The 23,131-nt window shown below is 60.3% G+C and carries 20 protein-coding genes; 16 read left to right on the forward strand and 4 right to left on the reverse strand.

The features are described 5' to 3' along the window. Positions 1-121 precede the first annotated feature (121 nt). The 3 genes from ACB032_RS05320 (at position 122) to ACB032_RS05330 (ending at position 1,908) form a co-directional block, all read left to right on the forward strand. Positions 122-262, forward strand: a complete 141-nt coding sequence (locus ACB032_RS05320; protein ID WP_005301193.1) for a TIGR02808 family protein — start codon at positions 122-124, stop codon at positions 260-262. 192 nt (positions 263-454) lie between these two features. Then, positions 455-1,012 (forward strand): YaeQ family protein, encoded by a 558-nt coding sequence (locus tag ACB032_RS05325; RefSeq protein ID WP_016350817.1) that lies wholly within the window; start codon positions 455-457, stop codon positions 1,010-1,012. 11 nt (positions 1,013-1,023) lie between these two features. Then, on the forward strand, positions 1,024-1,908 hold the full coding sequence (locus tag ACB032_RS05330) for an AEC family transporter (RefSeq protein WP_371137510.1): 885 nt from the start codon (positions 1,024-1,026) through the stop codon (positions 1,906-1,908). Between the two features lie 106 nt (positions 1,909-2,014). On the opposite strand, the gene ACB032_RS05335 is transcribed toward ACB032_RS05330, so the two are convergent. After that, positions 2,015-2,815, reverse strand: a complete 801-nt coding sequence (locus ACB032_RS05335) for a toll/interleukin-1 receptor domain-containing protein (RefSeq protein WP_371137511.1) — start codon at positions 2,813-2,815, stop codon at positions 2,015-2,017. Positions 2,816-2,885: 70 nt separating this feature from the next. Then, a complete protein-coding gene (locus ACB032_RS05340) occupies positions 2,886-3,263 on the reverse strand; it encodes a hypothetical protein (protein WP_029302949.1) in 378 nt (125 codons plus the stop codon). 350 nt (positions 3,264-3,613) lie between these two features. Here ACB032_RS05340 and ACB032_RS05345 point away from each other — a divergent pair, with 350 nt between their 5' ends. The 10 genes from ACB032_RS05345 (at position 3,614) to ACB032_RS05390 (ending at position 15,010) form a co-directional block, all read left to right on the forward strand. Further along, the gene (locus ACB032_RS05345) at positions 3,614-3,814 is read left to right on the forward strand and encodes a Mor transcription activator family protein (RefSeq protein ID WP_230581446.1); all 201 of its coding nucleotides are present in this window, start codon (positions 3,614-3,616) and stop codon (positions 3,812-3,814) included. Between the two features lie 222 nt (positions 3,815-4,036). Then, complete coding sequence (locus ACB032_RS05350) at positions 4,037-4,528, forward strand: hypothetical protein (protein ID WP_029302950.1); 492 nt, start codon at positions 4,037-4,039, stop codon at positions 4,526-4,528. A gap of 207 nt (positions 4,529-4,735) precedes the next feature. Further along, complete coding sequence (locus ACB032_RS05355) at positions 4,736-5,092, forward strand: phage protease (RefSeq protein ID WP_371137512.1); 357 nt, start codon at positions 4,736-4,738, stop codon at positions 5,090-5,092. A gap of 51 nt (positions 5,093-5,143) precedes the next feature. Next, positions 5,144-7,078 carry a sigma 54-interacting transcriptional regulator gene (locus ACB032_RS05360; protein WP_371137513.1) on the forward strand — a complete coding sequence of 645 codons (1,935 nt, stop codon included), beginning with the start codon at positions 5,144-5,146 and terminating at the stop codon, positions 7,076-7,078. A 427-nt stretch (positions 7,079-7,505) separates the two neighbouring features. Then, positions 7,506-8,693 (forward strand): knotted carbamoyltransferase YgeW, encoded by a 1,188-nt coding sequence (gene ygeW, locus ACB032_RS05365; protein ID WP_324016653.1) that lies wholly within the window; start codon positions 7,506-7,508, stop codon positions 8,691-8,693. A gap of 127 nt (positions 8,694-8,820) precedes the next feature. After that, entirely contained in the window at positions 8,821-10,020 is a 1,200-nt protein-coding gene (dpaL, locus tag ACB032_RS05370; RefSeq protein ID WP_077095483.1) for a diaminopropionate ammonia-lyase, read from the forward strand. 96 nt (positions 10,021-10,116) lie between these two features. Next, positions 10,117-11,334, forward strand: a complete 1,218-nt coding sequence (locus ACB032_RS05375; protein ID WP_324016652.1) for a YgeY family selenium metabolism-linked hydrolase — start codon at positions 10,117-10,119, stop codon at positions 11,332-11,334. Positions 11,335-11,452: 118 nt separating this feature from the next. Next, a complete protein-coding gene (gene hydA / locus ACB032_RS05380; RefSeq protein WP_324016651.1) occupies positions 11,453-12,877 on the forward strand; it encodes a dihydropyrimidinase in 1,425 nt (474 codons plus the stop codon). Positions 12,878-12,972: 95 nt separating this feature from the next. Further along, positions 12,973-13,905, forward strand: a complete 933-nt coding sequence (gene arcC / locus ACB032_RS05385; protein ID WP_060389305.1) for a carbamate kinase — start codon at positions 12,973-12,975, stop codon at positions 13,903-13,905. Positions 13,906-14,086: 181 nt separating this feature from the next. Beyond that, a complete protein-coding gene (locus ACB032_RS05390) occupies positions 14,087-15,010 on the forward strand; it encodes a DMT family transporter (protein ID WP_060389306.1) in 924 nt (307 codons plus the stop codon). A gap of 66 nt (positions 15,011-15,076) precedes the next feature. On the opposite strand, the gene yqeB is transcribed toward ACB032_RS05390, so the two are convergent. Next, complete coding sequence (gene yqeB / locus ACB032_RS05395; RefSeq protein WP_060389307.1) at positions 15,077-16,669, reverse strand: selenium-dependent molybdenum cofactor biosynthesis protein YqeB; 1,593 nt, start codon at positions 16,667-16,669, stop codon at positions 15,077-15,079. Between the two features lie 19 nt (positions 16,670-16,688). After that, positions 16,689-17,537, reverse strand: coding sequence for a selenium cofactor biosynthesis protein YqeC (gene yqeC / locus ACB032_RS05400; protein WP_371137514.1), 849 nt, complete (start codon positions 17,535-17,537; stop codon positions 16,689-16,691). Here yqeC and mocA point away from each other — a divergent pair. The 3 genes from mocA (at position 17,536) to ssnA (ending at position 23,061) form a co-directional block, all read left to right on the forward strand. Further along, entirely contained in the window at positions 17,536-18,171 is a 636-nt protein-coding gene (gene mocA / locus ACB032_RS05405; protein ID WP_265184551.1) for a molybdenum cofactor cytidylyltransferase, read from the forward strand. The two genes, yqeC and mocA, sit on opposite strands and share 2 nt — an antisense overlap. Before the next feature lie 420 nt (positions 18,172-18,591). After that, a complete protein-coding gene (gene ygfK / locus ACB032_RS05410; RefSeq protein WP_371137515.1) occupies positions 18,592-21,702 on the forward strand; it encodes a putative selenate reductase subunit YgfK in 3,111 nt (1,036 codons plus the stop codon). Positions 21,703-21,732: 30 nt separating this feature from the next. After that, the gene (ssnA, locus tag ACB032_RS05415) at positions 21,733-23,061 is read left to right on the forward strand and encodes a putative aminohydrolase SsnA (RefSeq protein WP_371137516.1); all 1,329 of its coding nucleotides are present in this window, start codon (positions 21,733-21,735) and stop codon (positions 23,059-23,061) included. Positions 23,062-23,131 lie beyond the last annotated feature (70 nt).

Genomic DNA, 23,131 nt, shown 5'->3' on the forward strand with positions numbered 1-23,131 from the left:
CTATTTATTACTTTGGTGGCATAGGACTCAGGCGCTGGTTGGGGTCAAATAGCATCATCAGGAACGGGGGGATAACCCCGTCACGAAAGGGACACCCATTTCACTGGATGAAGGACACATAATGAGTCTGCTTGAACAAACCATCTGGACTGTATTGGGATACGGGGCCATGCCCTTTATCTTCCTGAGCGGGTTTGTGGCGGTGGCAGTGACCTGCTGCCTGCTGCTCAATGCCTTCGGGGTCAAGTCCGCCGAGAAGTGATCCGCTTCTTTCGTTCATACCGCCAAATGCCAGTCTTCGGACTGGCATTTGTTTTTTGAGCCTTGGCAGGCAGTTATCTGCGCTCCAGGGGCCAAATGTGTGCTGCTTGAGGTCGAACCGGCCGCCGATTTTGATTACACTGGCGCGCAGTTTTTCGTTTCGGCCCGCTTCCCAAGGTATTCAAGGTTTTCTATGGCTCTCAAGGCAACCGTATTCAAGGCTCAGCTCAGCCTGTCCGACATGGATCGCAATCTGTATCAGGACTTCTCTCTCACCCTGGCCCGTCACCCCTCCGAGACCGACGAGCGGATGATGATCCGGCTGGCGGCCTTCGCCTGGCACGCCGCCGAGCGACTGGAGTTCACCAAGGGCCTCTCTGCCGATGACGAGCCGGAACTCTGGCGCAAGAACTATTCCGACGAGATTGAACTCTGGATCGAACTCGGTCAGCCTGACGAGCGCCGTCTCAAGAAGGCGTGCAACCGCTCCCGTCATGTGGTGCTCTACCTCTACGGCGGCCGTGGCACCAGCGTCTGGTGGAAGCAGAACCAGGGCAAACTCGGTCTGCACGACAACCTCACCGTGATTGAGCTCTCCGACAGCCAGACCCTGCCGCTGACCGAAATGGTGGAGCGTACCATGCAACTCACCTGCACCATCTCCGACGGCCAGCTCTGGGTGAGCAACGGCCGCCAAGAAGTGACCCTGGATCCCGTGCTGCTGATGGGAACCCCCGCCCGCGAACTGTAAAGGACTCGCCCATGTTCAGCGCGCTGCTCAATATCGTCATTCCGGTGTTTGCGGTGGTGGGGCTTGGCGCCCTCTACGGCCGGTTGCGTCCGGGCGGTGTGCTGGGTTACGTCAACCGGGCCAATATCGAGTTGTTCACCCCGGCGCTGGTATTCTCGGCGCTGGTCAAATACCCGCTGGATCTGATGGCCCACCTCTCGCTCATCGCGGCGGGGGCCCTGGTGATCCTGCTGCCGGGGCTGCTGCTCTCCCTGCTCAGGCTTCGCAGCATCAGCCGACCGGCCCTGATCCTGCCCGCCATGTTTCGCAACACCGGCAACCTCGGCATTCCGCTGATGGTGCTGGCCTTCGGCGAGCAGCAGCTGGGCGCCATCATCATACTGTTCGTGCTCTCCAACCTGCTCCACTTCTCGGTGGGCATGTTCATCCTCTCGGCCAACACCTCCCGCTGGCTCTGGCTGAAAAGCCCTGTGTTGTGGGCCGCCCTCGCCGGCCTGCTGGTGGCCAATCTGCACATCCCGCTGCCCGAATACCTGGTGACCAGCGCCTCTCTGCTCGGCCAGATATCGGTGCCGCTGATGCTGTTTGCCCTCGGCATCCGGCTGATGGAAGGGGAGCTGGATCACCTGGGGCTCGCCCTCAAGTGCAACCTGCTCTATCTGCTGGCCGGTGGCATCTCCCTGGGTCTGGCGGTCTGGCTGCTGCCGCTGCAGCCGGCCTGGATCCCGCTGCTGATGCTGTCGGTGGCGTTGCCCCCGGCGGTGCTCAACTACATGCTGTGCGAGCAGTACCAGTGCCAGCCCGAGAAGGTGGCCAGCATCGTGCTCGGCGGCAATGCGCTCTCGGTCCTGGTGATCCCGCTGGCAGTCTGGCTGGCCCTGCATCTGGGTAGTTGATCGTGTTCAGCAACAAAAAGGACGCCTGAGGGCGTCCTTTTTGTTGCTACCACGAAAGTCCGATTACGCTTCGCTAATCGAACCTACGGTCCTGCTAGAGTGATATTTAGGTAGCCGTACTAATATTAGGAAACGAAGACTTATTGATGGCCTCTTGAACCCTTTGATGGGTTAAATCGAACATTTCACATATTTCTGAAACCGATTTTCCTGACTTGTAAGACATCCATATGTCAGCATCAGTCATGTTAAACTCAGTCCTCTTTGAGGACACATGTGGCGGTGGAGGGGGCGGAGCAATATGTGTTCTTAATGCTGTAAATTTTTCTATATGGTTAACCCTGCTATTTAGGGATCTGGTGATGTCCAGTATTTCGCCTAAAAGATCTTGATCAGTGCGTGGAATTGGATTTTCAGGGTTTTTTGTTCGCTCTAGAATAACTTTGAAATCTTGTTCAAACTGCATCCAATAGGTATTGAATACTGTTTCCAGAATCCGGGGGTCCAATGCGTGATTCGCCAATCTGTTGTTGAGAGTTCGAACGAGTTCAAACATGTTCTCCCGATCGGGTAGGGTATGATTTAGCTGAGCAAGTGGGTCTTTGATATCGCTGGGTTTTAGATCTACAAGTAGGGTACAGACTCGAGAAGTGGATAGTCCCTTGGCAAGCGCACCCGCCTCAAAAAGTATCCAAGGTCTTTCCTTGTTTTCTTGGGTCAGACAAATAATACCGGTAGTAGTATCTTGCAGCTGATCCTGAATTTCATTAAACCAGAGAGCTCCACGATCAATGTCTTTGGTCGAAATCCACGGGCGGATCGCCTGCAATACGCAACGCAGCCACTCATCCAGCAAGGTGGCCACCAATCTGCTGCGTTCTCCCGACCAACTCAGAAATACCTTCATCGCTTACCCCATTAACCTGCTGATTGAAGGAGGATTTTATCTGATGGGTGAAACAGGGGCCAGCAGAATCCTAGTCACTCCACCGCGCCAGCAAGCGAGCTAGAAAACCGAGCAGCCCTGAATGGTGTTGGCTCGGTTCCAGTTCCGTTGCCAACAGCTTGATACCTGCAATCAGGAGACCTAACCATAGGAATGCCATTCCAATGAACTCAGACCAATGTAGTCTGCGCGCAACAGCTTGGAAGGCCATGGTGCGGATATCCAAACCGGTTGTGAGCTGAGGGATTTCTTGAATCTTGCTGATGATCCATGCGGGTAGTAGCCAGTAGAAAAGCCCATATCCGATCAGTCCCAGCAGTAGAGCACCCCACCAGGAACTCATCAGCATAGTGTTGGCGGTGCCGGTGATAAGTGACTGGTTTCTCCGTCGATAGTACCGTCGGCTCATAGTTCAAAGACCTTTCCATGAATCTTGTTGGAGAGAGAGTTAAGGGACTCAGTATGCGCTAAAAAATGTGCGCGTAAAGTGGCCTGTGTTCTAATCGGCGCACCGCTTTTTTTATTTTGCCGGGGGAGTCATGGAACAGAATCAGGATCTCTTTGCTGATGATCACGCCTCGCTGGGGCAGCAGGTCGATCGCCTCGACTAGATCCCGGCCTCCAAACTGACGGCCAAATGGCCCAAAGCCCTGAGCGAGCTAGTGGATGTGCTATCCTGCGAATTGGTTAGAGGGGGGATGGGGCCCGAGCAGGCCAAGGCTCAGGCCCGAAAGCTGGCGCTGGTACAGGCCACTATATATGGGCGGCCGTGCCTACTACATCTCCACCGGGGATCATCTCAAGGCAGCGCTGTGCGACCGTGCCATCTGGGACGAGTTCAATGGCCGTAATATCGACCAGCTTGCGCGCAAGCACGGCCTCTCAGTGCCGCAGACTTATGCGGTGGTGGCTGAACAACGACAGCTGATGAGGAAACGAATTCAGGCGGAATTGTTCTAGTTATTTTAAAATATTTAACTCTCGTCGGGTTTTCTTCATCAGTGAAGGTAGTTTTATTTAACTTTTCGCTATAGTGCAGAAGAACTAAAAGTCTATTGAGAAGTTGACGTTTTTTTGTTACAAAAAAGACCGTAAGCTCAGGTCTTACATAATCGGCTTGCCGTGTAGGTACATATTATGCCTGATGAAATTTCATGTTAACAAATAGATGTGGAGAGTAACTTGTATTATCAGAAATTGCCAAAGTCATTTTTGGACTCTTTAAAAATACCTCGTTTATATTTTTTAATTACTTGGTTTATTGTTTTTATTATTTTATTGGCAGGCGGCTTTTTAAGCTACACGAGTGCGGATTGGATGTGGTTTGCCAGATTTGGGGCATTGATTGTAATCGTTTCTTTGTTAATTGAAGCATCTGGGGTAGTTCAAAAATATATAGATAAAATAATTTATTTTTCAGCTGCTCTCACTGAAGAAATTGTGAAAATGCAGGTTCTTCGTCAACCACATATGTATGGTCTGACCGGCAATGAATCTGAAGATGAAATCGATCAGATTACAAAAAAAGAACATGCACAAAGAATGACTAATATAAACTTGGTTCTCGAAAGAAAGATTTTTTCCGATGTTCGTAGAACGCAATTTTTAATTGGGTTTGTAGGAACTATAGTCTGGGGTTTTGGTGACTTGATGGGGAAGCTATTTGCACAGTGAATATCGTAAATAGTTTAACTGGAACACGGTGTAAGGTACTGCTCTGATTTTTTCGGAAACAATATTGCAGCCAGTTGATAATAAATAGTAGGGTTAACAACCTAAGCTATAGGTTATTGAAGTAACCCACTATAAACCCCATCCCCCTTCATGCCGCCGCACTATGGCGGCATGAACATATCCAAGACCCCATACTCAGCGCCCTTCGTGGTCATCCTCCAAGCCAACCCCGTCAGCGGGGAGTGGCTGGCGGTGCTCGATGCGCAGCTCACCCCCCAAGGCGATGGCTGGTACCAGCTGCTGCCGGTTGGCCCGTTCAAGGCTCATGATGGCCGTCCGGTCGATATGGCGAGTGGCCATTGGCAACTGGACTGGCAGATCGCTGCAGCCCTGATTGCCCGTGGCAAAGCCCTTGGGCAAGACATCCTGATCGATTACGACCACCAGACCCTCAAGATTGACCAGAATGGCCAGCCTGCGCCAGCTCTCACTCCCGGTTGCGGGGCGGGTGCAAGTTCCCTTTTCGTGATCCTCGGCGAAGTCGCTGCCATCGAATTGGCATAATATCTGGCCAGCATGAATCCCACCCGGGGTGGGAGCCAGGGGATTTACAACATGATGTCCGTCAGTAACCAATGTTTGTTGATGCAGATCCAGCCCACCATTTTGCGCTTTGCCAAGATGCTGGCCAGCGTGCTGCAACTGGAAGTGGAAATCGTGGACGCCAACATGGTGCGGGTGGCGGGAACCGGTCCTTACGGCAAGTTCTTCGGTCGCCAGCTGGAGGGGGACTCCCGCCTGTTGCGCTACGTCATCGAGCATCAGCGCGAGAAGATCGTCACCCACACCAGCGAGGATCCGGTCTGCGAGGGGTGCAGCTGCAAGGAGAGCTGCCGGGAGCGGGCCTTTCTCGGGGTACCCATCATGGTGGAGGAGAACTGCATCGGGGTGATCAGCCTGGTGGCCTTCAACCCGGAGCAGCAGGCCCGCCTCAACAACAACCTGCAGGAGGTGTGCGACTATGTGCAGCACATCTCCAGCATCTTCGTGGCCAAGCTGCTCGACTCGCGCGGCCTGTCGGACGGGGTCAACAAGGTCTTTCTGAGCCTGATGAACCACATGGATCAGGGCTGCCTGCTGCTCGACGAGAAGAGTCAGGTGCTCTACGCCAACGAGGTAGCGCTCAAGCAGCTCAACTGCCAGCAGGAGGCGCTGCTGGGCTGCGAGATTGGGCTGCGACCGCTCACCTTTGCCCAGCAGGGGTTGACCGGCCACCTGCAGCACATCGTCACCCTGGGGGATCGTCAGGAGCTGATCATCGGCCAGCTGCACCACGTGCAGGGCCAGCAGCTGTTTCTGATGGCGTTTCACCAGTCCCACGGCACGCCGAGCCAGCCGCTGGAGCCTGATGAGGGAGTCAGCATGCTGATCGGGGAGAGCAAGCCGATGCGAGCCCTGAAAAAGCTGCTCCATCGCATCGCCCTGAGCCCCTCCAGCGTGCTGGTGTGCGGCGAGAGCGGCACCGGCAAGGAGGTGGTGGCCCGCGCCATCCACCGGCTCAGCCCGCGCCGCGACAAGCCCTTCATCGCCATCAACTGCGCCGCCATCCCCGAGCAGCTGCTCGAGAGCGAGCTGTTCGGCTACGTGAAGGGGGCCTTCACCGGGGCCTCCAGCACCGGCAAGCAGGGGCTGATCCAGGCCGCCCAGCAGGGCACTCTGTTTCTCGACGAGATAGGGGACATGCCGCTCACCATGCAGGCCAAGCTGCTGCGGGTGTTGGAGCTGCGGGAGGTGACCCCCATCGGCGCCAGCCGGCCGGTGCCGGTGGACATTCGCATCATAGCCGCGACCCATCAGCATCTGGAGCAGTACATCGCCGAGGGCAAGTTTCGCGAGGATCTCTTCTATCGCCTCAACGTCATTCCCATCCACCTGCCGCCCCTGCGCGAGCGGGAGGGGGACGTGGCGCTGCTGACCCACTACTTCCTCAACCTGCACACCAGCCGCATCGGCCTGCTGTATCCGGGACTGAGCCCGGAGGTGATGGCTCTGCTGGAGGGCTACCGCTGGCCCGGCAACGTGCGCGAGCTCAGCAACCTCATCGAGTACCTGGTGAACGTGGTGCAGGCGGGGGAGGTGATCGAGAGCATCCTGCTGCCCCCCAATATTCTGCGCAACCAGCGCAGTGGGGCGGACGAACCGTCACGCAGCACGGCGCAGATCGCGCGCATGCCGCTCTCGCCCGACCCTTATTCCCATGGCGTGCTGACCGATGCTGGGCTTAGCCCTGCCGCTGGCAACCCGGCATCGGCTAGCGGGACGCCCTGGTCATCGCCAGAGGCAAGCCTGCCAGAGCCGGCTGCCGGCCAGGTCGAGCGCGGGTTGGCGCTGCCACTTGGCGAAAACGGGCTGGAGAACATGGAAAAGCAGATGATAGAGGAGACCCTGCTGCGTCTTGGCAACAAGAAGCTGGCCGCCCAGGCACTCGGGATCGGCATCGCCACCCTCTATCGCAAGATCAAGAAGTACGAGATAGCCGTGCAGGCCTGAGCCCGCTTCGGGTCGCCTGACGGCCCCGCTTGACCGCGCCGCGACCGACAATCGCGGCGTTATCATTATGAGAATATGGTCCCGCTTTCTATCAATTGGCAGGCTCTGGTGATAGCCGGACTGATAATTATCAGGGCCGGCTTCGTCTCTTCTTGCACTATTCTCGCGCTATTTCTGTGGCGTGCAGCCATCCGCTTGAAAATAAGCTATCTCACCTGCCTTGGCGGGGCGCATATAGCCTCAGGCTGTGCGCCGGCTCACATTCAAGACGAATTTTCTGGTTATTTCCCGCTTATTTATGCGTTGGCACGCTTATTGATTGCCCTTATTTGACGCTGACCGATGAACTCACCCAATGGCCCTTGTTTCGGTGACCTGTGAGTGGAAGGGGAGCAATGCATTTCTCATCAACAGATTGGGGCTAACGATGAAAGCAGTGAACCAGTTAATCAAAGAGATCAATGAACTCAAGTCCAACCTGCATGAAAAAGACTTCCTGCTGACCTGGGAGCAGACCCCTCAGGAGCTGGCGCTGGTGCTCAAACTGGCCGAGGCCCTCAAGGGACTGCGCGCCGAAAACATCGCCACCAAGCTGTTCAATACCGGCCTTGGCATCTCGGTGTTTCGTGACAACTCCACCCGTACCCGTTTCTCCTACGCCTCCGCCCTCAACCTGCTCGGTCTGACCCAGCAGGATCTGGACGAGGGCAAGTCCCAGATTGCCCACGGCGAGACGGTCCGTGAAACCGCCAACATGATCTCCTTCTGCGCCGATGCCATCGGCATTCGCGACGACATGTACCTGGGGGCCGGCAACGCCTACATGCGTGAAGTGGGCGCGGCGCTCGACGAGGGGTTCGAGAAGGGCGTGCTGCCCCAGCGCCCGGCGCTGGTCAACCTGCAGTGCGACATTGATCACCCGACCCAGTCCATGGCTGATCTCGCCTGGTTGCAGGAGCACTTCGGTAGCCTCGAGAACCTCAAGGGCAAGAAGATTGCCATGACCTGGGCCTACTCGCCGAGCTACGGCAAGCCGCTCTCCGTGCCGCAGGGCATCATCGGCCTGATGACCCGCTTTGGCATGGACGTGACCCTGGCCCACCCAGAGGGATATGACCTGATCCCGGACGTGATCGAGGTGGCCAAGGAGAATGCCAAGGCCTCCGGCGGCAGTTTCCGCCAGGTCACCTCCATGGAAGAGGCCTTCAAGGATGCCGACATCGTCTATCCCAAGTCCTGGGCGCCCTATCAGGTGATGGAGCAGCGCACCGAGCTGCTGCGGGCCAACGATCACGCTGGCCTCAAAGAGCTGGAGCAGCATTGCCTGGCACAGAACGCCAAGCACAAGGATTGGCACTGCACCGAAGAGATGATGGCCCTCACCAAGGGGGGCGAGGCGCTCTATATGCACTGCCTGCCGGCGGATATTTCCGGTGTCTCCTGCAAGGAAGGGGAAGTGAGTGAAGGGGTATTCGAGAAATACCGGATCGCCACTTATAAAGAGGCGAGCTGGAAGCCCTATATTATCGCCGCCATGATTGTCGCCCGTAAATTCTCGGCGCCGGGCGCCGCCCTCGATGGTTTGATAAAAGAGGCTCAAAAACGCGTCAAATAATGGCCTGACCGGGCGGGAAATAAGTCCCGCCCGGCCGTCGTCATCACGCAATTATTGTCACGGGTTCTCTCCCCGGGGCGCTTTTCACTCGATGATCCCCGGCGAGATGACTCTTTGCGAGGTATTCATGTCCCAATTTTCCCTGAAGATGGAGATTGCCGATAACCGTTTCTTTACCGGTGAGTCGCTGCCCCTGTTTTCCCGTGCGCAGGCGCAAAAGGCCCGCGCCTTTCATAAAAAACTGGCCGGTTATGAACCCACCCCCCTGTGCGATCTGACAGCGCTCGCCGGCTATATCGGGGTGAAGAACATCCTGGTGAAGGATGAGTCCAAACGCTTTGGCCTCAATGCCTTCAAGATGCTGGGGGGGGTCTACGCCATCGCCAACCTGCTCTGTGAAAAATACGGGGTGGCGGTAGAGGATTTCACCTTCGATCTCATCAAGCGCACCATCAAGGAGCCGATGACCTTCGCCACCACCACCGATGGCAACCACGGTCGTGGCGTCGCCTGGGCCGCCAAGCAGGTGGGCCAGCATGCGGTGGTCTACATGCCCAAGGGCTCTGCCCAGGAGCGGGTGGATCACATTCTGGCGCTGGGGGCCGAGTGCATCGTCACCGACATGAACTACGACGACACAGTGCGCCTGACCATGAAGATGGCCGAGGAGCGCGGCTGGTACATAGTGCAGGACACCGCCTGGGAGGGCTACACCAAGATCCCGACCTGGATCATGCAGGGCTACGCCACCCTGGCCGACGAAGCGGTCGAGCAGATGCAGGCCATGGGCATCAAACAACCCACCCACGTGCTGCTGCAGGCAGGGGTCGGGGCGCTGGCGGGCGGCGTGCTCGGCTATCTGGTGGACTGCTTCGGGGCGAAGAACCTGCACAGTATCGTGGTCGAGCCGGATCAGGCCGACTGCATCTACCGCTCCGGCGTGGCGGGGGAGATGGTCAACGTGGGGGGCGACATGCGCACCATCATGGCCGGTCTCGCCTGCGGTGAACCCAATCCCCTCGGCTGGCCGGTGCTGCGCGGCTGCACCACCCAGTTCATCTCCTGTCACGACAAGGTCTCGGCGCTCGGCATGCGCGTGCTCGGCAATCCCCTTGGCGATGATCCCCGCATCATCTCCGGCGAATCCGGTTCGGTCGGCACCGGCGTGCTGGCGGCGGTGCGCCATCACCCGGATCGCGCGGCGCTGATGGCCCGGCTGGGGCTCGATGAGCAGTCGGTGGTGCTGGTGATCAACACCGAAGGGGACACCGACGTGGCCCATTACCGGGAAGTGGTGTGGGAAGGCAAGCACCCCGCCTGCGACTAGGCACGAATTGAAACAGGATGGTGCCCGGCGGGTGCCATGACGAGTAGCGGGCGGGAGGCGTACTCCCGCACCCCAGGTTGGTTATGGAGAGACACAATGAGCAAGCAAATTCCGTTTGAAATGGTGTTGGAGAAGGCCTACCAGTACAAGGCCGAGATGACTCAGTTCCTGCGCGATATGATCGCCATCCCGAGCGAGAGCTGCGATGAAGAGCGGGTGGTGCTGCGCATCAAGCAGGAGATGGAGAAGGTCGGCTTTGACAAGGTCGAGATCGACCCCATGGGCAACGTGCTGGGCTATATCGGCCACGGCCCGCACCTGATCGCCATGGATGCCCACATCGATACCGTGGGGGTCGGCAACATGGCCAACTGGACCTTCGATCCCTATGAGGGGATGGAAGATCACGAGATCATCGGTGGCCGTGGCGCCTCCGATCAGGAAGGGGGCATGGCCTCCATGGTCTACGCCGGCAAGATCATCAAGGATCTGGGGCTGGAAGACGAGTACACCCTGCTGGTGACCGGTACCGTGCAGGAGGAGGATTGCGACGGCCTCTGCTGGCAGTACATCATCGAGCAGAGCAAGATCCGCCCCGAGTTCGTGGTCAGTACCGAGCCCACGGACTGTCAGATCTACCGTGGCCAGCGTGGCCGCATGGAGATCCGCGTGGAGGTGCAGGGGGTCAGCTGCCACGGCTCCGCGCCGGAGCGCGGTGACAACGCCATCTTCAAGATGGGCCCCATCCTGGGCGAGTTGCAGGCGCTGAGCCACAACCTTGGCAATGACGACTTCCTCGGCAAGGGGACCCTGACCGTCTCCGAGATCTTCTTCACTTCGCCAAGCCGCTGCGCCGTGGCGGACAGCTGCGCCGTCTCCATCGACCGCCGTCTCACCTGGGGCGAGACCTGGCAAGGGGCGCTCGACGAGATCCGCGCCCTGCCTGCGGTGAAAGCCGCCGGCGCCGAGGTCTCCATGTACCAGTACGACCGTCCGGCCTACACCGGCCTGGTCTACCCGACCGAGTGCTACTTCCCGACCTGGAAGGTGGAAGAGGATCACATCACCGTCAAGACCCTCTCCAAGGCGTACACCCAGCTGTTCAACAAGGCGCCGGTTGTGGACAAGTGGACCTTCTCGACCAACGGGGTCTCCATCATGGGTCGTCACGGCATCCCGGTCATCGGTTTTGGCCCGGGTAAAGAGCCGGAAGCTCACGCGCCGAACGAGAAGACCTGGAAGGAGCATCTGGTCAAGTGCGCCGCCATGTACGCGGTGATCCCCATGCTCTATCTGGCCGAGCTGGACAAGTAAGGGGGCTGCCGGGTGGTGACTGCCATCACCGCCCGGCTGTTGCAAGTGTGGCCAGTGCCCCGTCTTTCGCAGGCGGGGCCTTGCTGTTTGACGCGATCGGATGTGCGAGGGGGTGGGGATGAAACGGCTGATCAAACACGGTGTGCTGGTCGATGCGCAGGGTGAATATCGTCAGGATCTGCTGATCGAGAACGGGGTGATCCTTGAGCGCGCCGCCGCTATCGAGCCCGATGGCGAGACCGAGCTGATCGATGCCAGCGGCTGCTACGTGATGCCGGGCGGTATCGACGTCCATACCCACTTCAACATCGATGTCGGGATTGCCCGCAGTTGCGATGATTTTTTCAGCGGTACCCGTGCCGCCGCCTGTGGTGGCACCACCACAGTTGTCGATCACATGGGATTTGGCCCGGCAGGGTGCAATTTGCATCACCAGCTGGCCCGCTATCACGACTACGCCGCCGAGCAGGCGGTGATCGACTACAGCTTTCATGGCGTTGTTCAGCATGTGGATGACGCCATCCTCCACGAGATGGCCGCCATGGTGCAGGAGGAGGGGATCAGCAGCTTCAAGCTCTATCTCACCTACCAGTACAAGCTGGGGGACCACGACGTGCTGCGTGCCCTGGCCCGCCTCAAGGAGGTGGGGGCGCTTGCCACCGTCCACCCCGAGAACGACGCCGCCATCGCGGCGCGCCGGGCGGCCCTGCTGGCCGCCGGCCACTGTGAGCCCTGGTATCACCCGCAAAGCCGTCCGCTGCAGTGTGAAGCCGAGGCGATCGCCCGGATGATCAATCTGGCGGGGCTCGCGGGCAATGCGCCGCTCTATATCGTCCATCTCTCCAACGGCTTGGGGCTGGAGTATCTGAAACTGGCGCGCCGCCAGGGGCAGCCGGTCTGGGTGGAGACCTGCCCGCAATATCTGCTGCTCGATGAGCAGTGTTATTACAAGGAGAACGGGGTCGACTATCTGCTGAGTCCGCCGCTGCGGGGGCGCAGCGAGCAGGACAAGCTGTGGGTCGGCATCGCAGCTGGTGACATCGATACGGTGGCGACCGATCACTGCAACTTCTCCCACGCCCAGCGCATGACCCTCTCTGGCGGCGATTTCAGCCGCTGCCCCAACGGCTTGCCCGGGGTGGAGAACCGGATGCTGCTGCTGTTTGCCCACGGAGTGCTCGGCGGGCGCATCTCGCCGTCCCGCTTTGTGGCCCTCACCAGCACCAATCCGGCGCGCCTGTTTGGCCTCTGGCCGCGCAAGGGCAACCTGCAACTTGGGTCTGACGCCGATCTGGTGGTGATGGATCCCCGCGGTGACACCCTGATCTCTCACCCACTGCTGCACGACAACGGCGACTACAGCCCCTACGAGGGGATGCATTGCCCGGGCCGGATCAGGCTGACCCTGAGTCGCGGTGAGATAGTGGCTCGCGACGGTGAGTTTCTGGGGCGGCGTGGTCACGGCCGCTTTTTGGCCAGAGCGCCCTTTGACCCGGCCTTGGCGCCGGAGCTGCACTCGCCTTGCCCCGTGGTGGCAGGCTGACAATCCGTTCGAAACACGCAGTTCAGCAAGGTTATGTGAACAACGAAAGGTGGGCCGGTATCGCACCGGCTTGTCCCCTCACTGGAGATAACAAGATGAAACAGCGAATCGTACTGGCCCTTGGCGGCAATGCGCTGGGCAACAACCTGCCCGAGCAGATGAAGGCGGTGCAGAGCACGGCGGGCACCATTGCCGACCTGATTGCCCAGGGGCACGAGGTGGTGGTGACCCACGGCAACGGCCCGCAGGTGGGGATGATCCAGCAGGCGTTCGAGGTGGCGGCCCGCCACGATCCCAAGGCGCCCCATCTGCCCATGTCGGTTTGCGTGGCCCTGAGTCAGGGCTACATCGGCTATGACCTGCAAAACGCCCTGCGCGAGGCCCTGCTTGAGCGCGGCATCCACAAGCCGGTGGCCACCCTGGTGACCCAGGTGGAGGTGGATAAAAACGATCCCGCCTTCCTCGACCCCAGCAAACCCATCGGTGGCTTCTTCAGCAAGGAGGAGGCCGAGGCATTGATGGTCAGGGGCGAGCGGCTCAAAGAGGATGCCGGCCGCGGCTATCGCCGGGTGGTCGCATCCCCCAAACCCATTGACATCATCGAGAAGGAGACCGTCTCTGCCATGCTGGCCGCCGGTCAGGTGGTGATCACCGTCGGTGGTGGTGGCATTCCGGTGCTGCGGGAGGGCAACCACCTGCGCGGTGCCAGCGCGGTGATCGACAAGGATTGGGCCAGTGCCAGGCTGGCGGAGCTCATCGATGCCGACATGCTGATCATCCTCACTGCGGTAGAAAAAGTAGCCATCAACTTCGGCAAGCCCGAGGTGCAGTGGCTCGATACCCTGAGCGTGGCCGATGCCAACAGCTTTATCGCACAGGGGCAGTTTGCCAAAGGATCCATGTTGCCCAAGGTGGAGGCGGCTCTCTCGTTCGCCACCTCCATGGTGGGGCGCAAATCCTTGATCACCCTGCTGGAGAAGGCCGCCGACGGCATTGCCGGCAAGACCGGTACCCTGATCAGCCTGTAGCCTCGTCTTTGATGGTTGCAAACAGGGGGCCCAAGGCCCCCTTTCTGTTGGCTGGTGCAGGGGATTGGCAGAGGGAAAGCATGGGCGGCCAGCTCTTATCCGCGGTGGGCAGAGGGGCGGCAGAGGAGTAAGATTGCGCCCCGAATGGCGGACGCACCGACCGCAGCAACAAGGCAGCACAATGAATAGCAAGTTGAACATGGCGGCGCTGGGGGGATTGGTCCTGCTCACCGCCATCTGGAGTTACAGCTGGATCGTGATGAAGCAGGTGATGCTCTACGCGGGGGCGTTCGAGTTCACCGCCCTGCGCTGCCTGTGCGGATCCCTGGTGTTGCTGCTGGTGCAGTGCCTGCGCGGCCGTCGTTATCTCAAACCCACCCCGTTTCGCTATACCCTCGCCATCGCCCTGTTCCAGACCTGCGGCATGGTGGGGCTGGCCCAGTGGGCGCTGATCAGCGGCGGGGCGGGCAAGGTGGCCATTCTGAGCTACACCATGCCGTTCTGGGTGGTGATCTTCGCGGCACTCTTTTTGGGTGAGCGGATGCGCAAACTGCACTATCTGGCGGTCGGGGTGGCGGCCTGCGGCCTGCTGTTGGTGATCGAGCCCTGGCAGTTGCACCTGGATTCCATGAAGAGCGCGCTGCTGGGGATTGCCTCCGGCATCTGCTGGGGGATCAGCGCCATCATCGCCAAGCGGATGTATGCCCGCCACCCGTCGGTGGATCTGATGTCTCTCACCACCTGGCAGATGATCTACGCCACCCTGGTGATGGCGCTGGTGGCGGCGCTGGTGCCGGAGCGACCCATCGACTGGCAGCCCTATGTGTTTGGTGCGCTCGCCTACAGCGCCATCTTCGCCACCGCGCTGGCCTGGAGCCTCTGGCTGTTCGTGCTGAAAAAGCTGCCGGCGGGGATCGCCGGGCTCAGTACCCTGGCGGTGCCGGTGAGTGGCGTGCTGCTCTCCTGGTGGCTGCTCGGTGAAAATCCGGGACCGGTGGAGGGGAGTGGCATCGGCCTTATCGTGCTGGCCTTGATCGTCATCAGCCGCAAAGGCAAGCGTTCCGTGGTGTCGGTGGCGGGGGAGACCCGCATCAAGCACGGCTAAGTCGATTGTCGGAAAAAAATAAAAAGGGCCCGCCATCATGGCGGGCCCTTTGTGTTGCGCACTGGCTTACCTGCGCTGGGCCAGATGCATCATGGCCTCCAGCACGGCGCCGCCGATCGCCCGCGCCTTGTCAGAGACGGTAGTGGGATCGGCCCGCTCGCCCCTGGGGTCGATGTCACCGATCTTGAAGCCGACGGTGACCTCGATGCCATCGCTGAGCAGCCCCCGCACCATGCCGGAGAGCGGCGCAATGATGGGAGCATCCCCCACGTGGGCAATCACGTCCCCCTCCTGCACCAGATCGCCGAGCTTGATCAGGCTCTTCATCACCCCGGCGACGGGGGCGCGCACCACCCGGCGGGCGGAGTGCCCCTCGATCACCCCGGGAATGCCGGTATTGGGCTGGGCAGGGCCCTGATAGATGACCCGCCCCAGATGGTGGCCGCGGTTGGTCTCGATCACCGCATCGCAGTCGCGCCCCGCCTCAAAACCCGGGCCAAGGGCCACCGTGATGGGGGCCATCTCTCTGTGAGTGCCGAGATTCTGCTTGGCGAGGATGGCATCCACCAGATAGCGGGGCTTAAGCTCGGCGAGGGTCGCGCCCTCGGGGTCAACCAGCAGCGGTATGATGCCCAGATCCAGCTGCTCGAACGCCTGCTCGACGCTCTCGACCCGCTTGGCTCGCACCCCCTCGACGCTGGTTTCGCCGTCGAACATCCCTTGGGCGAAGGCCACGGTGCGGCGGATCACCGTTGGCTTGTCGAGATCCAGCATCACCACCTTGAAGCCGGCATGGTAGAGGCGCAGCGCCACCCCGGTGGCGATATCGCCGGAGCCGCGCATCACCACCAGCTGATCCCGCTTGAGGCGCACGTCATCCTGCATCAGGCCGCCAGCCTTGCCGTTTTTCACCTGCAGCAGCTCGGCGAGGATGCTGATGGCGATCTCCTCGGGGGTTTCGGCACCTATGTTGTAGCCGATGGGGGCGTGCAGCCGCTGCAGTTGCTCCTGACTCACCCCTTGCTGGCGCAGGGCCTGGGTGAAGGTCTGCACCTTGCGCTTGCTGGCGAGCAGCCCCAGGTAGGCAAGGGGACGGCTGATGAGCCGATCCAGCGCCTCCTTGTCCTGATGGTTGGTGGCGATGATGACGAAGTTGGCGGGCTCGATGGCCAATTTCTCGATCACCGCGCTGATGGTATCGGCCTGCTGCAGATGGGTGCCGGCCGGGAAGAGATCGGGGCTGAGGCTCCCCTCGAAGCAATCCCCCACGTGGATATCAAAGCCGAGCGGCGCCGCGGCATGGGCCAGCGCCCGGTTGACGTGGCCGGCGCCAATGAGCACCAGCCGTGGTCGCAGACCATAGACATCGATATAGACCGACATGGCGCCGCCGCAATCCGAGCCCACTGCATGTTCGCCGTTGCGGGCCATCCGACCGTGGAAGATGCGCGGTTTGCGCTCGGCAATGGCGGCCACTGCCTCCTCTATCACCAGCCGCTCTATCATGCCGCCGCCGATGGTGCCGAGGATCCGGCCATCGGCCATCACCAGCATCTGGGCCTGATGGCGCGGGGTGGAGCCGCGACTCTCGATGATCTGGGCCATGGCAAAGGGGGTGTTCTCCTGCTCCAGTCGGGCAGCGTGTGCAAACAGATTCATAAGGTACCTCGTATCATCCTTAACGGGTCAGCGACTGCGCGGCTTCGGGGGCAGGCAGACAGCAAACATGGTGAATGGCGCCGGGTTCACGCACGGCCCCCTGCCAGATGGCGTGGAGCTCGGGGTGGTGTTGCAGCAGGTTTATCAGGGCGGGCAGCCACTGCTGCTCATTTTGATAATCGCCATTGATAAACCAGACTCGGCGTGCCCCGGCCGGGGTGCCCTTGAACGCCCCCTCGGGGTGGGCGATGAGCCGATCAAACAGGGCCCAGTCGAGCCGTTCACCGGCCGCAATCCCGCACAGGGCCTGGAACTCGGCCCAGCGGTGGATCTGCGCCGGGTTGGCGCTGGCGCCCACCATGGCGCCGCCCACCAGGGCGATCACCCAATCACTGTGCTGAGGAATGCAAGGTTCGTGCAAAGCGGGCGCTTTCAATAACTTGTGATGGGCGCCGTCCGCCTCCACCAGGATGATGTCGAAGCGTTGCTGTCCCTTGAGCAGATCGATCTGCTGAGGGCTCGGCCCCACCGCCTTGCCGCTGGCCCGATCGAGGTGGCTGAACAGCACCAGCTGCATCGGCTCATCGGGCAGGGCCTGGCAGCGGGTCAGCTGCCGAATGGGGTCGGCCTCGATCAGCAGGGTGCGCCGAGAGGAGGGAGCGGGCAGAAACATCCGGGTGCTGGTGGTGAGCAGCACCTTCTTGCCCTGTTGATGGAAATAGTCGGCCAACCAGAAGAGGGTGCTGGTTTTCCCCCCGGCGCCGCAAAGACTAATTAAAGTGGTACGCCCATCAATATTTTCGGTGAGCGGGTTTAATACACTCTCGATATTTGGCGAGGTGAGCAGGATGGGTGGTGAAATAGCCATGGCAACGACCGATGAAAATAGAGGCGCGGTCAGTGAGAAGCACTGGCATTCGCGCGAGCGGTGCGACTGCCTAATTACGGCGGCCGGCCTCTCATCACGAATGGGCGCGTGGAAATTGATGCTACCGTATCGCCAGAGCACGATTCTTGATGAGAGTCTCAAAAATGCCCTGGTGCTGTGTGACCGGGTCATTCTGGTGGTGGGGCATCGCGCCGATGAGCTGATCAGCCGCTACGCCAATCACCCCCGTATCCGGCTGGTACACAACCATGATTATGCACAGGGGCTCGGCAGCTCCATCCGTGCGGGGCTCGCCGCCTGTAGCAGCGATCACCTCTTCATAAGCCACGGCGATCTGCCCTGCATTCCCCCCGAGGTATATCGCACGCTCTGGCAGGCGCGGGGGGACGAGACCCTCTTTCCCTCCTATCAGGGGGAGGCGGGCCACCCCGTGCTGTTGCCCAGAGCCCTTGCCAGGGCGCTGGTGGCGGCGCCGGCACAGGGTTCGGTGCGCCGCTGGCTGCTGGCGCATCCCCATCGTTTCATCGAGGTGCAGAGCGACGCCATCCTGCAGGATGTGGACACCCCGGAGCGCTATCAGGCGCTGCTGGCAAGGGGCGCATTCGAGCGCTGAACGGGTCGACTGGCAGAGGCTTGCCCGGCCTTGCTTTGCATATTTATCCCCTTGTCTAACCCGTTATCAGGGGCCGACAGCGGCCGTTATCATCCTGGCCGGCCTGATAATGGCGATGGCCTCGCTCTTTATCAAACTGATAGCGCGCCGCGCCAAAGTGAGATCATTTTCAGCAACGAGGGCGGCGTCTCCATTATTTAAATTCGGTGTTGATAGCCACTCTCATTGTCGAAACTGGTATCGGCTTTCGATGTTTTATTAATTGGAGGTGCCTCACGTTTTTATGGCTGAAAAATAAAAAGATCCGGCGCTGGCCTGATTGTTGCTCTTGTCAGTTTCAAGGGGCTTTTTATGCGTGGTTGTGGATGGGCCCCATTTATTCACCCTGTCAATGAGCAGTGCCGCTGCAAGGAGATCAACATGGGCGATATTATGCGACCCGTTCCCTTCAAGAACCTTCTGGTTCGTATCTTCTCGGAATATAAAGCGAGTCAATCCATCTTCGGCATTCCCGCCGCGCAATTCTATCGCAAGCAGGACGAGCGCAAGATCAAGGTGTTCGGTGAAACCTGCGAGACCCCCATCGGCCCGGCAGCCGGCCCCCATACCCAATTGGCCCAGAACATCGTCACCTCCTGGCTGACCGGCGGGCGCTTTATCGAGCTCAAGACGGTGCAGATCCTGGACCGTCTCGAACTGGAAAAGCCCTGCATCGATGCCGAGGATGAGTGCTTCAACACCGAGTGGTCCACCGAGTTCACCCTGCCCAAGGCGTTTGACGAGTACCTGAAAGCCTGGTTTGCCCTCTACCTGCTGGAGGAGGTGTTCGACCCGCGTCTCGACGGGGAGGCCAAGTCCTTCATCTTCAACATGAGCGTGGGTTACAACCTAGACGGCATCAAACAGCCACCGATGCAGCAGTTCATCCACAGCCTGATGGATGCCGGCAGCAATCCGAAATTTGCCGAGTACCAGCAGGTGGTGAGAGACCTCGTGGCCGACGAGCAGTTTATCGCCGAACTGGGGCTGGGGGCGCGCCGCGATCGCCTGCAACAGCTGGTGGAGCGCATTCCGGCCAAGCTGGTGCACGGCGTTACCCTCTCCACCATGCACGGCTGCCCGCCCAACGAAATTGAGGCCATCTGCCGCTACATGCTGGAAGAGAAGGGACTCAACACCTTCGTCAAACTGAACCCGACCCTGCTGGGCTACCCGCGGGTGCGCGAGATCCTCGATACCTGCGGTTTTGATTACATCGGTCTGAGCGAAGCGTCGTTCGATCACGACCTCAAGCTGGATCAGGCCAAGGCCATGCTGACCCGTTTGATGGCGCTGGGGGCCGAGAAGGGGCTCACCTTCGGGGTCAAGCTCACCAACACCCTCGGCACCATCAACCGCAAGGGGGCACTGCCCGGCGATGAGATGTACATGTCCGGCCGGGCGCTGTTCCCGCTCTCCATCAACGTGGCCGCCGTGCTGTCCCGCGCCTTCGATGGCAAGCTGCCCATCTCCTACTCGGGTGGTGCCAGCAAGTTCAACATCAGTGATATCTTCGAGACCGGCATTCGTCCCATCACCATGGCCACCGATCTGCTCAAACCGGGTGGTTACCTGCGCCAGATCGAGTGCCTCAACGAGATCGACGCTTCCGATAGCTGGGCCATGACCCAGGTAGATGTCGAGAAGCTGGAGGCCCTTGCCGCCAAGGCTCTCACCATGGATTACACCCAGAAGGAGTGGAAGTCCGACGATCGCATCGAAGTGGGTGGCGGCCTGCCGCTGACCGATTGCTACGTGGCGCCCTGCGTCACCGCCTGCGCCGTGCATCAGGATATCCCCGAGTACATTCGCCTGATGGGCGAGGGGGAGTATGTGGCGGCCCTTGAGCTGATCTATCAGCGCAACGCCTTGCCCGCCATCACCGGCCATATCTGTGATCACCAGTGCCAGTACAACTGCACCCGTCTCGACTACGACAGCCCGCTCAATATCCGAGAGCTGAAAAAAATCGCGCTGGAGCGCGGCTGGGAAGGGTACAAGGCGCGCTGGCACAAACCGGCAGGCAGCGGTGACAAGCACCCGGTTGCGGTGATTGGCGCCGGCCCGGCCGGTCTCTCCGCCGGTTACTTCCTGGCCCGTGCCGGTCACCCGGTCACCGTGTTCGAGCGCGAAGCGGATGCCGGTGGCGTGGTCAAGCACATCATTCCCGAGTTCCGCATTCCGGCCGAGCTCATCCAGCATGACATCGACTTTGTCGCCGCCCACGGGGTCAAGTTCGAGTTTGGTTGCGATCCGGCGCTCACCGTCGACAAGCTGCACGTCCAGGGCTTTACCTATGTCTTCGTCGGCATCGGTGCCGACAAGAATGGCGGCATGCGTCTCGAAGGGGGGCATGATCGGGTCTACAAATCCTTCCACTTCCTGCGCAGCTTCAATCAGGGCAAACCGCTGCCGCTGGGCCGCCATGTGGCTGTGGTGGGTGCCGGCAACACCGCCATGGACTGTGCCCGCGCCGCCCTCAAGGTGCCGGGTGTCAGCGATGTGACCGTGATCTACCGTCGCAGCGAAAAAGAGATGCCCGCCTATCGCGAGGAGTATCTGGAAGCGGTGGAGGATGGGGTGCGTTTTTGCTTCCTCACCAATCCGGAGCGCTTTGACAAAGATGGCAAACTCACCGTGCGGATGATGGCGCTGGGGGAACCTGACGAGCAGGGCCGCCGCCGTCCGGTGCCCACCGAGCAGACCGAAGTGATGCAGATGGATGCGCTGATCACCGCCATTGGCGAGCAGCCTGACTGCGAGGTGCTCAAAGCGATGGGGATTCCCCTTGGCAGCGATGGCTGGCCCGAGGTGGATGGCCAGACCGGCGAAACCAGCCGTCGCAACGTCTTCCTCATCGGTGACGTGCAGAGCGGCCCATCCTCCATCGTCGGTGCCATCGGTGGAGCCCGCCGCGCCGCGGATCTGGTGCTGGCCCGCGAGCATATCGCCAGCCAGCAGCGTGACGTGACCACCCAACCGTCGGGCAAGGATGAGATCTACCGCCGCAAGGGAAACATCGCCGTCACCCTAGTCGACAAGGGCGAGCGGGAGGCCTTCGTGGCGCAAGAGGCGCACCGTTGCCTCGAGTGCAACTACCTCTGCAGCAAGTGTGTGGACGTCTGCCCCAACCGGGCCAACGTCGCCATCGCGGTGCCAGGCTTTAAAGACCAGTTCCAGACCCTGCACCTGGATGCCTACTGCAACGAGTGCGGCAACTGCGCCCAGTTCTGCCCCTGGCAGGGCAAGCCCTATCAGGACAAGGTCACCATCTTCAGCCTGCCCGAGGACTTCGACAACAGCCGCAACCCCGGTTTCTATCTGGCAGGCAGTGGCGAACTGCGGGTGCGTCAGGGCGGCGAGACCTATCGCCTGACCATAGACGCCCAGAGCCGGATCAAGGATGCGCCAGCAGCCCTTGGCGACATGTGCCGCATCATCAGCCATGTCCACGCCCATCACCACTACCTGCTGGGGGCCGTCGAGGCCTGAGCGAACCACGAATAAGCGAAGGAGCCAACCATGTTTATTCTGAAGAACGTCACCGCCGTCCAGCTGGAGCCGACCCTGGTGCTGGAAGGGGTGGATATCGCCATCGAAGGATCGATCATCAAAGCGGTGGGGCCCAATCTGCGGGCCCTCTACCCGCAGGCCAACTATCGGGAGATGGGCGGCAAGCTGGTGATGCCGGGCATCGTCTGTGCCCACAACCACTTCTACTCCGGCCTGTCGCGGGGGATCATGGCCAATATCGCCCCCTGCCCGGACTTTATCTCCACCCTGAAAAACCTCTGGTGGCGGCTCGATCGGGCGCTCGATGAGGAGTCCCTCTACTACAGCGGCCTTATCTGCTCGCTGGAGGCGATCAAGAGCGGCTGCAGCGCGGTGATCGACCACCACGCTTCGCCCAACTTCATCAAGGGCTCCCTGAACGTGCTGCGCAAAGGGTTTGTGGAGGCGGGTCTGCGCGGCATGACCTGCTTCGAGACCACGGATCGCAACGGCGGCCTCGCCGAGCTGCAGGCCGGGGTGGAGGAGAACATATTGTTCGCCCAACAGATCGATGCGGCCAAGGCCAAGGGGAGCGAACCCTATCTGGTGGAGGCGCACATCGGTGCCCACGCCCCCTTCACCGTACCTGACGAAGGGCTGGCCATGCTGCGCGAAGCGGTGCAGGTGACCGGTCGCGGGCTGCATATCCATGTGGCGGAAGACAGATACGACATGGCCCACGGTCACCACCACCATGGCAAGGAGCCCATCGCCCGGCTGGACGAGTTTGGCCTTGTCGACAGCAAGACTCTGATCGCCCACGGCATCTACCTGAGCCCGGCCGACATCGAGCTGCTCAACAGCCGCGATGCCTTCCTGGTGCACAACGCCCGCTCCAACATGAACAACCACGTGGGCTACAACCTGCACCTGCCGGAATACCGCAACCTGGCACTCGGCACCGATGGTATCGGCTCCGACATGCTCGAAGAGCTCAAGTTTGCCTACTTCAAGCACAAGGATGCCGGCGGGGCGCTCTGGCCCGACAGCTTTGCCCGCTTCCTCTGGAACGGCAACCGCCTGCTGGAGCGCAACTTCGGCGCCAAATTTGGCCGCCTGGAGCCAGGTTACAAGGCCGACCTCACCATTTGCGACTACGCCGCACCGACCCCGCTGGCGCCGCGCAACCTCGGCGGTCATCTCGCCTTCGGCATGGGCTCATCCTCGGTCAACAGCGTGATGGTGGAGGGGCGCATGGTCTATCAGGATCGCGAGTTCGCCTTTGACGTTGAGCCCCTTTATGAGCAGGCCAGCAAGGTGGCAAGCCGCCTGTGGCAACGAATGGACGCGCTGGCCTGAGGCCACCCTCCGCACGTTTGGACTGGATTGCCCGCCCTGTGGATTTTCCCGGCGGCGGGCAGCAAGAGTA

The organism is Aeromonas sp. S5(2024) (assembly GCF_041403025.1).
Classification (GTDB): domain Bacteria; phylum Pseudomonadota; class Gammaproteobacteria; order Enterobacterales; family Aeromonadaceae; genus Aeromonas; species Aeromonas hydrophila.

Bases quoted from the DNA above. Each gene is read 5' to 3' on its own strand.
- ssnA (WP_371137516.1), top strand. From the start codon at position 21,733: ATGTTTATTCTGAAGAACGTCACCGCCGTCCAGCTGGAGCCGACCCTG.
- ACB032_RS05320 (WP_005301193.1), top strand. From the start codon at position 122: ATGAGTCTGCTTGAACAAACCATCTGGACTGTATTGGGATACGGGGCC.
- ACB032_RS05340 (WP_029302949.1), bottom strand. From the start codon at position 3,263: ATGAGCCGACGGTACTATCGACGGAGAAACCAGTCACTTATCACCGGC.
- yqeB (WP_060389307.1), bottom strand. From the start codon at position 16,669: ATGAATCTGTTTGCACACGCTGCCCGACTGGAGCAGGAGAACACCCCC.
- ACB032_RS05335 (WP_371137511.1), bottom strand. From the start codon at position 2,815: ATGAAGGTATTTCTGAGTTGGTCGGGAGAACGCAGCAGATTGGTGGCC.
- ygfK (WP_371137515.1), top strand. From the start codon at position 18,592: ATGGGCGATATTATGCGACCCGTTCCCTTCAAGAACCTTCTGGTTCGT.
- ACB032_RS05345 (WP_230581446.1), top strand. From the start codon at position 3,614: ATGGGCGGCCGTGCCTACTACATCTCCACCGGGGATCATCTCAAGGCA.
- ACB032_RS05375 (WP_324016652.1), top strand. From the start codon at position 10,117: ATGAGCAAGCAAATTCCGTTTGAAATGGTGTTGGAGAAGGCCTACCAG.
- ACB032_RS05325 (WP_016350817.1), top strand. From the start codon at position 455: ATGGCTCTCAAGGCAACCGTATTCAAGGCTCAGCTCAGCCTGTCCGAC.
- ACB032_RS05360 (WP_371137513.1), top strand. From the start codon at position 5,144: ATGATGTCCGTCAGTAACCAATGTTTGTTGATGCAGATCCAGCCCACC.
- dpaL (WP_077095483.1), top strand. From the start codon at position 8,821: ATGTCCCAATTTTCCCTGAAGATGGAGATTGCCGATAACCGTTTCTTT.
- mocA (WP_265184551.1), top strand. From the start codon at position 17,536: ATGGCAACGACCGATGAAAATAGAGGCGCGGTCAGTGAGAAGCACTGG.
- ACB032_RS05390 (WP_060389306.1), top strand. From the start codon at position 14,087: ATGAATAGCAAGTTGAACATGGCGGCGCTGGGGGGATTGGTCCTGCTC.
- hydA (WP_324016651.1), top strand. From the start codon at position 11,453: ATGAAACGGCTGATCAAACACGGTGTGCTGGTCGATGCGCAGGGTGAA.
- arcC (WP_060389305.1), top strand. From the start codon at position 12,973: ATGAAACAGCGAATCGTACTGGCCCTTGGCGGCAATGCGCTGGGCAAC.
- ygeW (WP_324016653.1), top strand. From the start codon at position 7,506: ATGAAAGCAGTGAACCAGTTAATCAAAGAGATCAATGAACTCAAGTCC.
- ACB032_RS05330 (WP_371137510.1), top strand. From the start codon at position 1,024: ATGTTCAGCGCGCTGCTCAATATCGTCATTCCGGTGTTTGCGGTGGTG.
- yqeC (WP_371137514.1), bottom strand. From the start codon at position 17,537: ATGGCTATTTCACCACCCATCCTGCTCACCTCGCCAAATATCGAGAGT.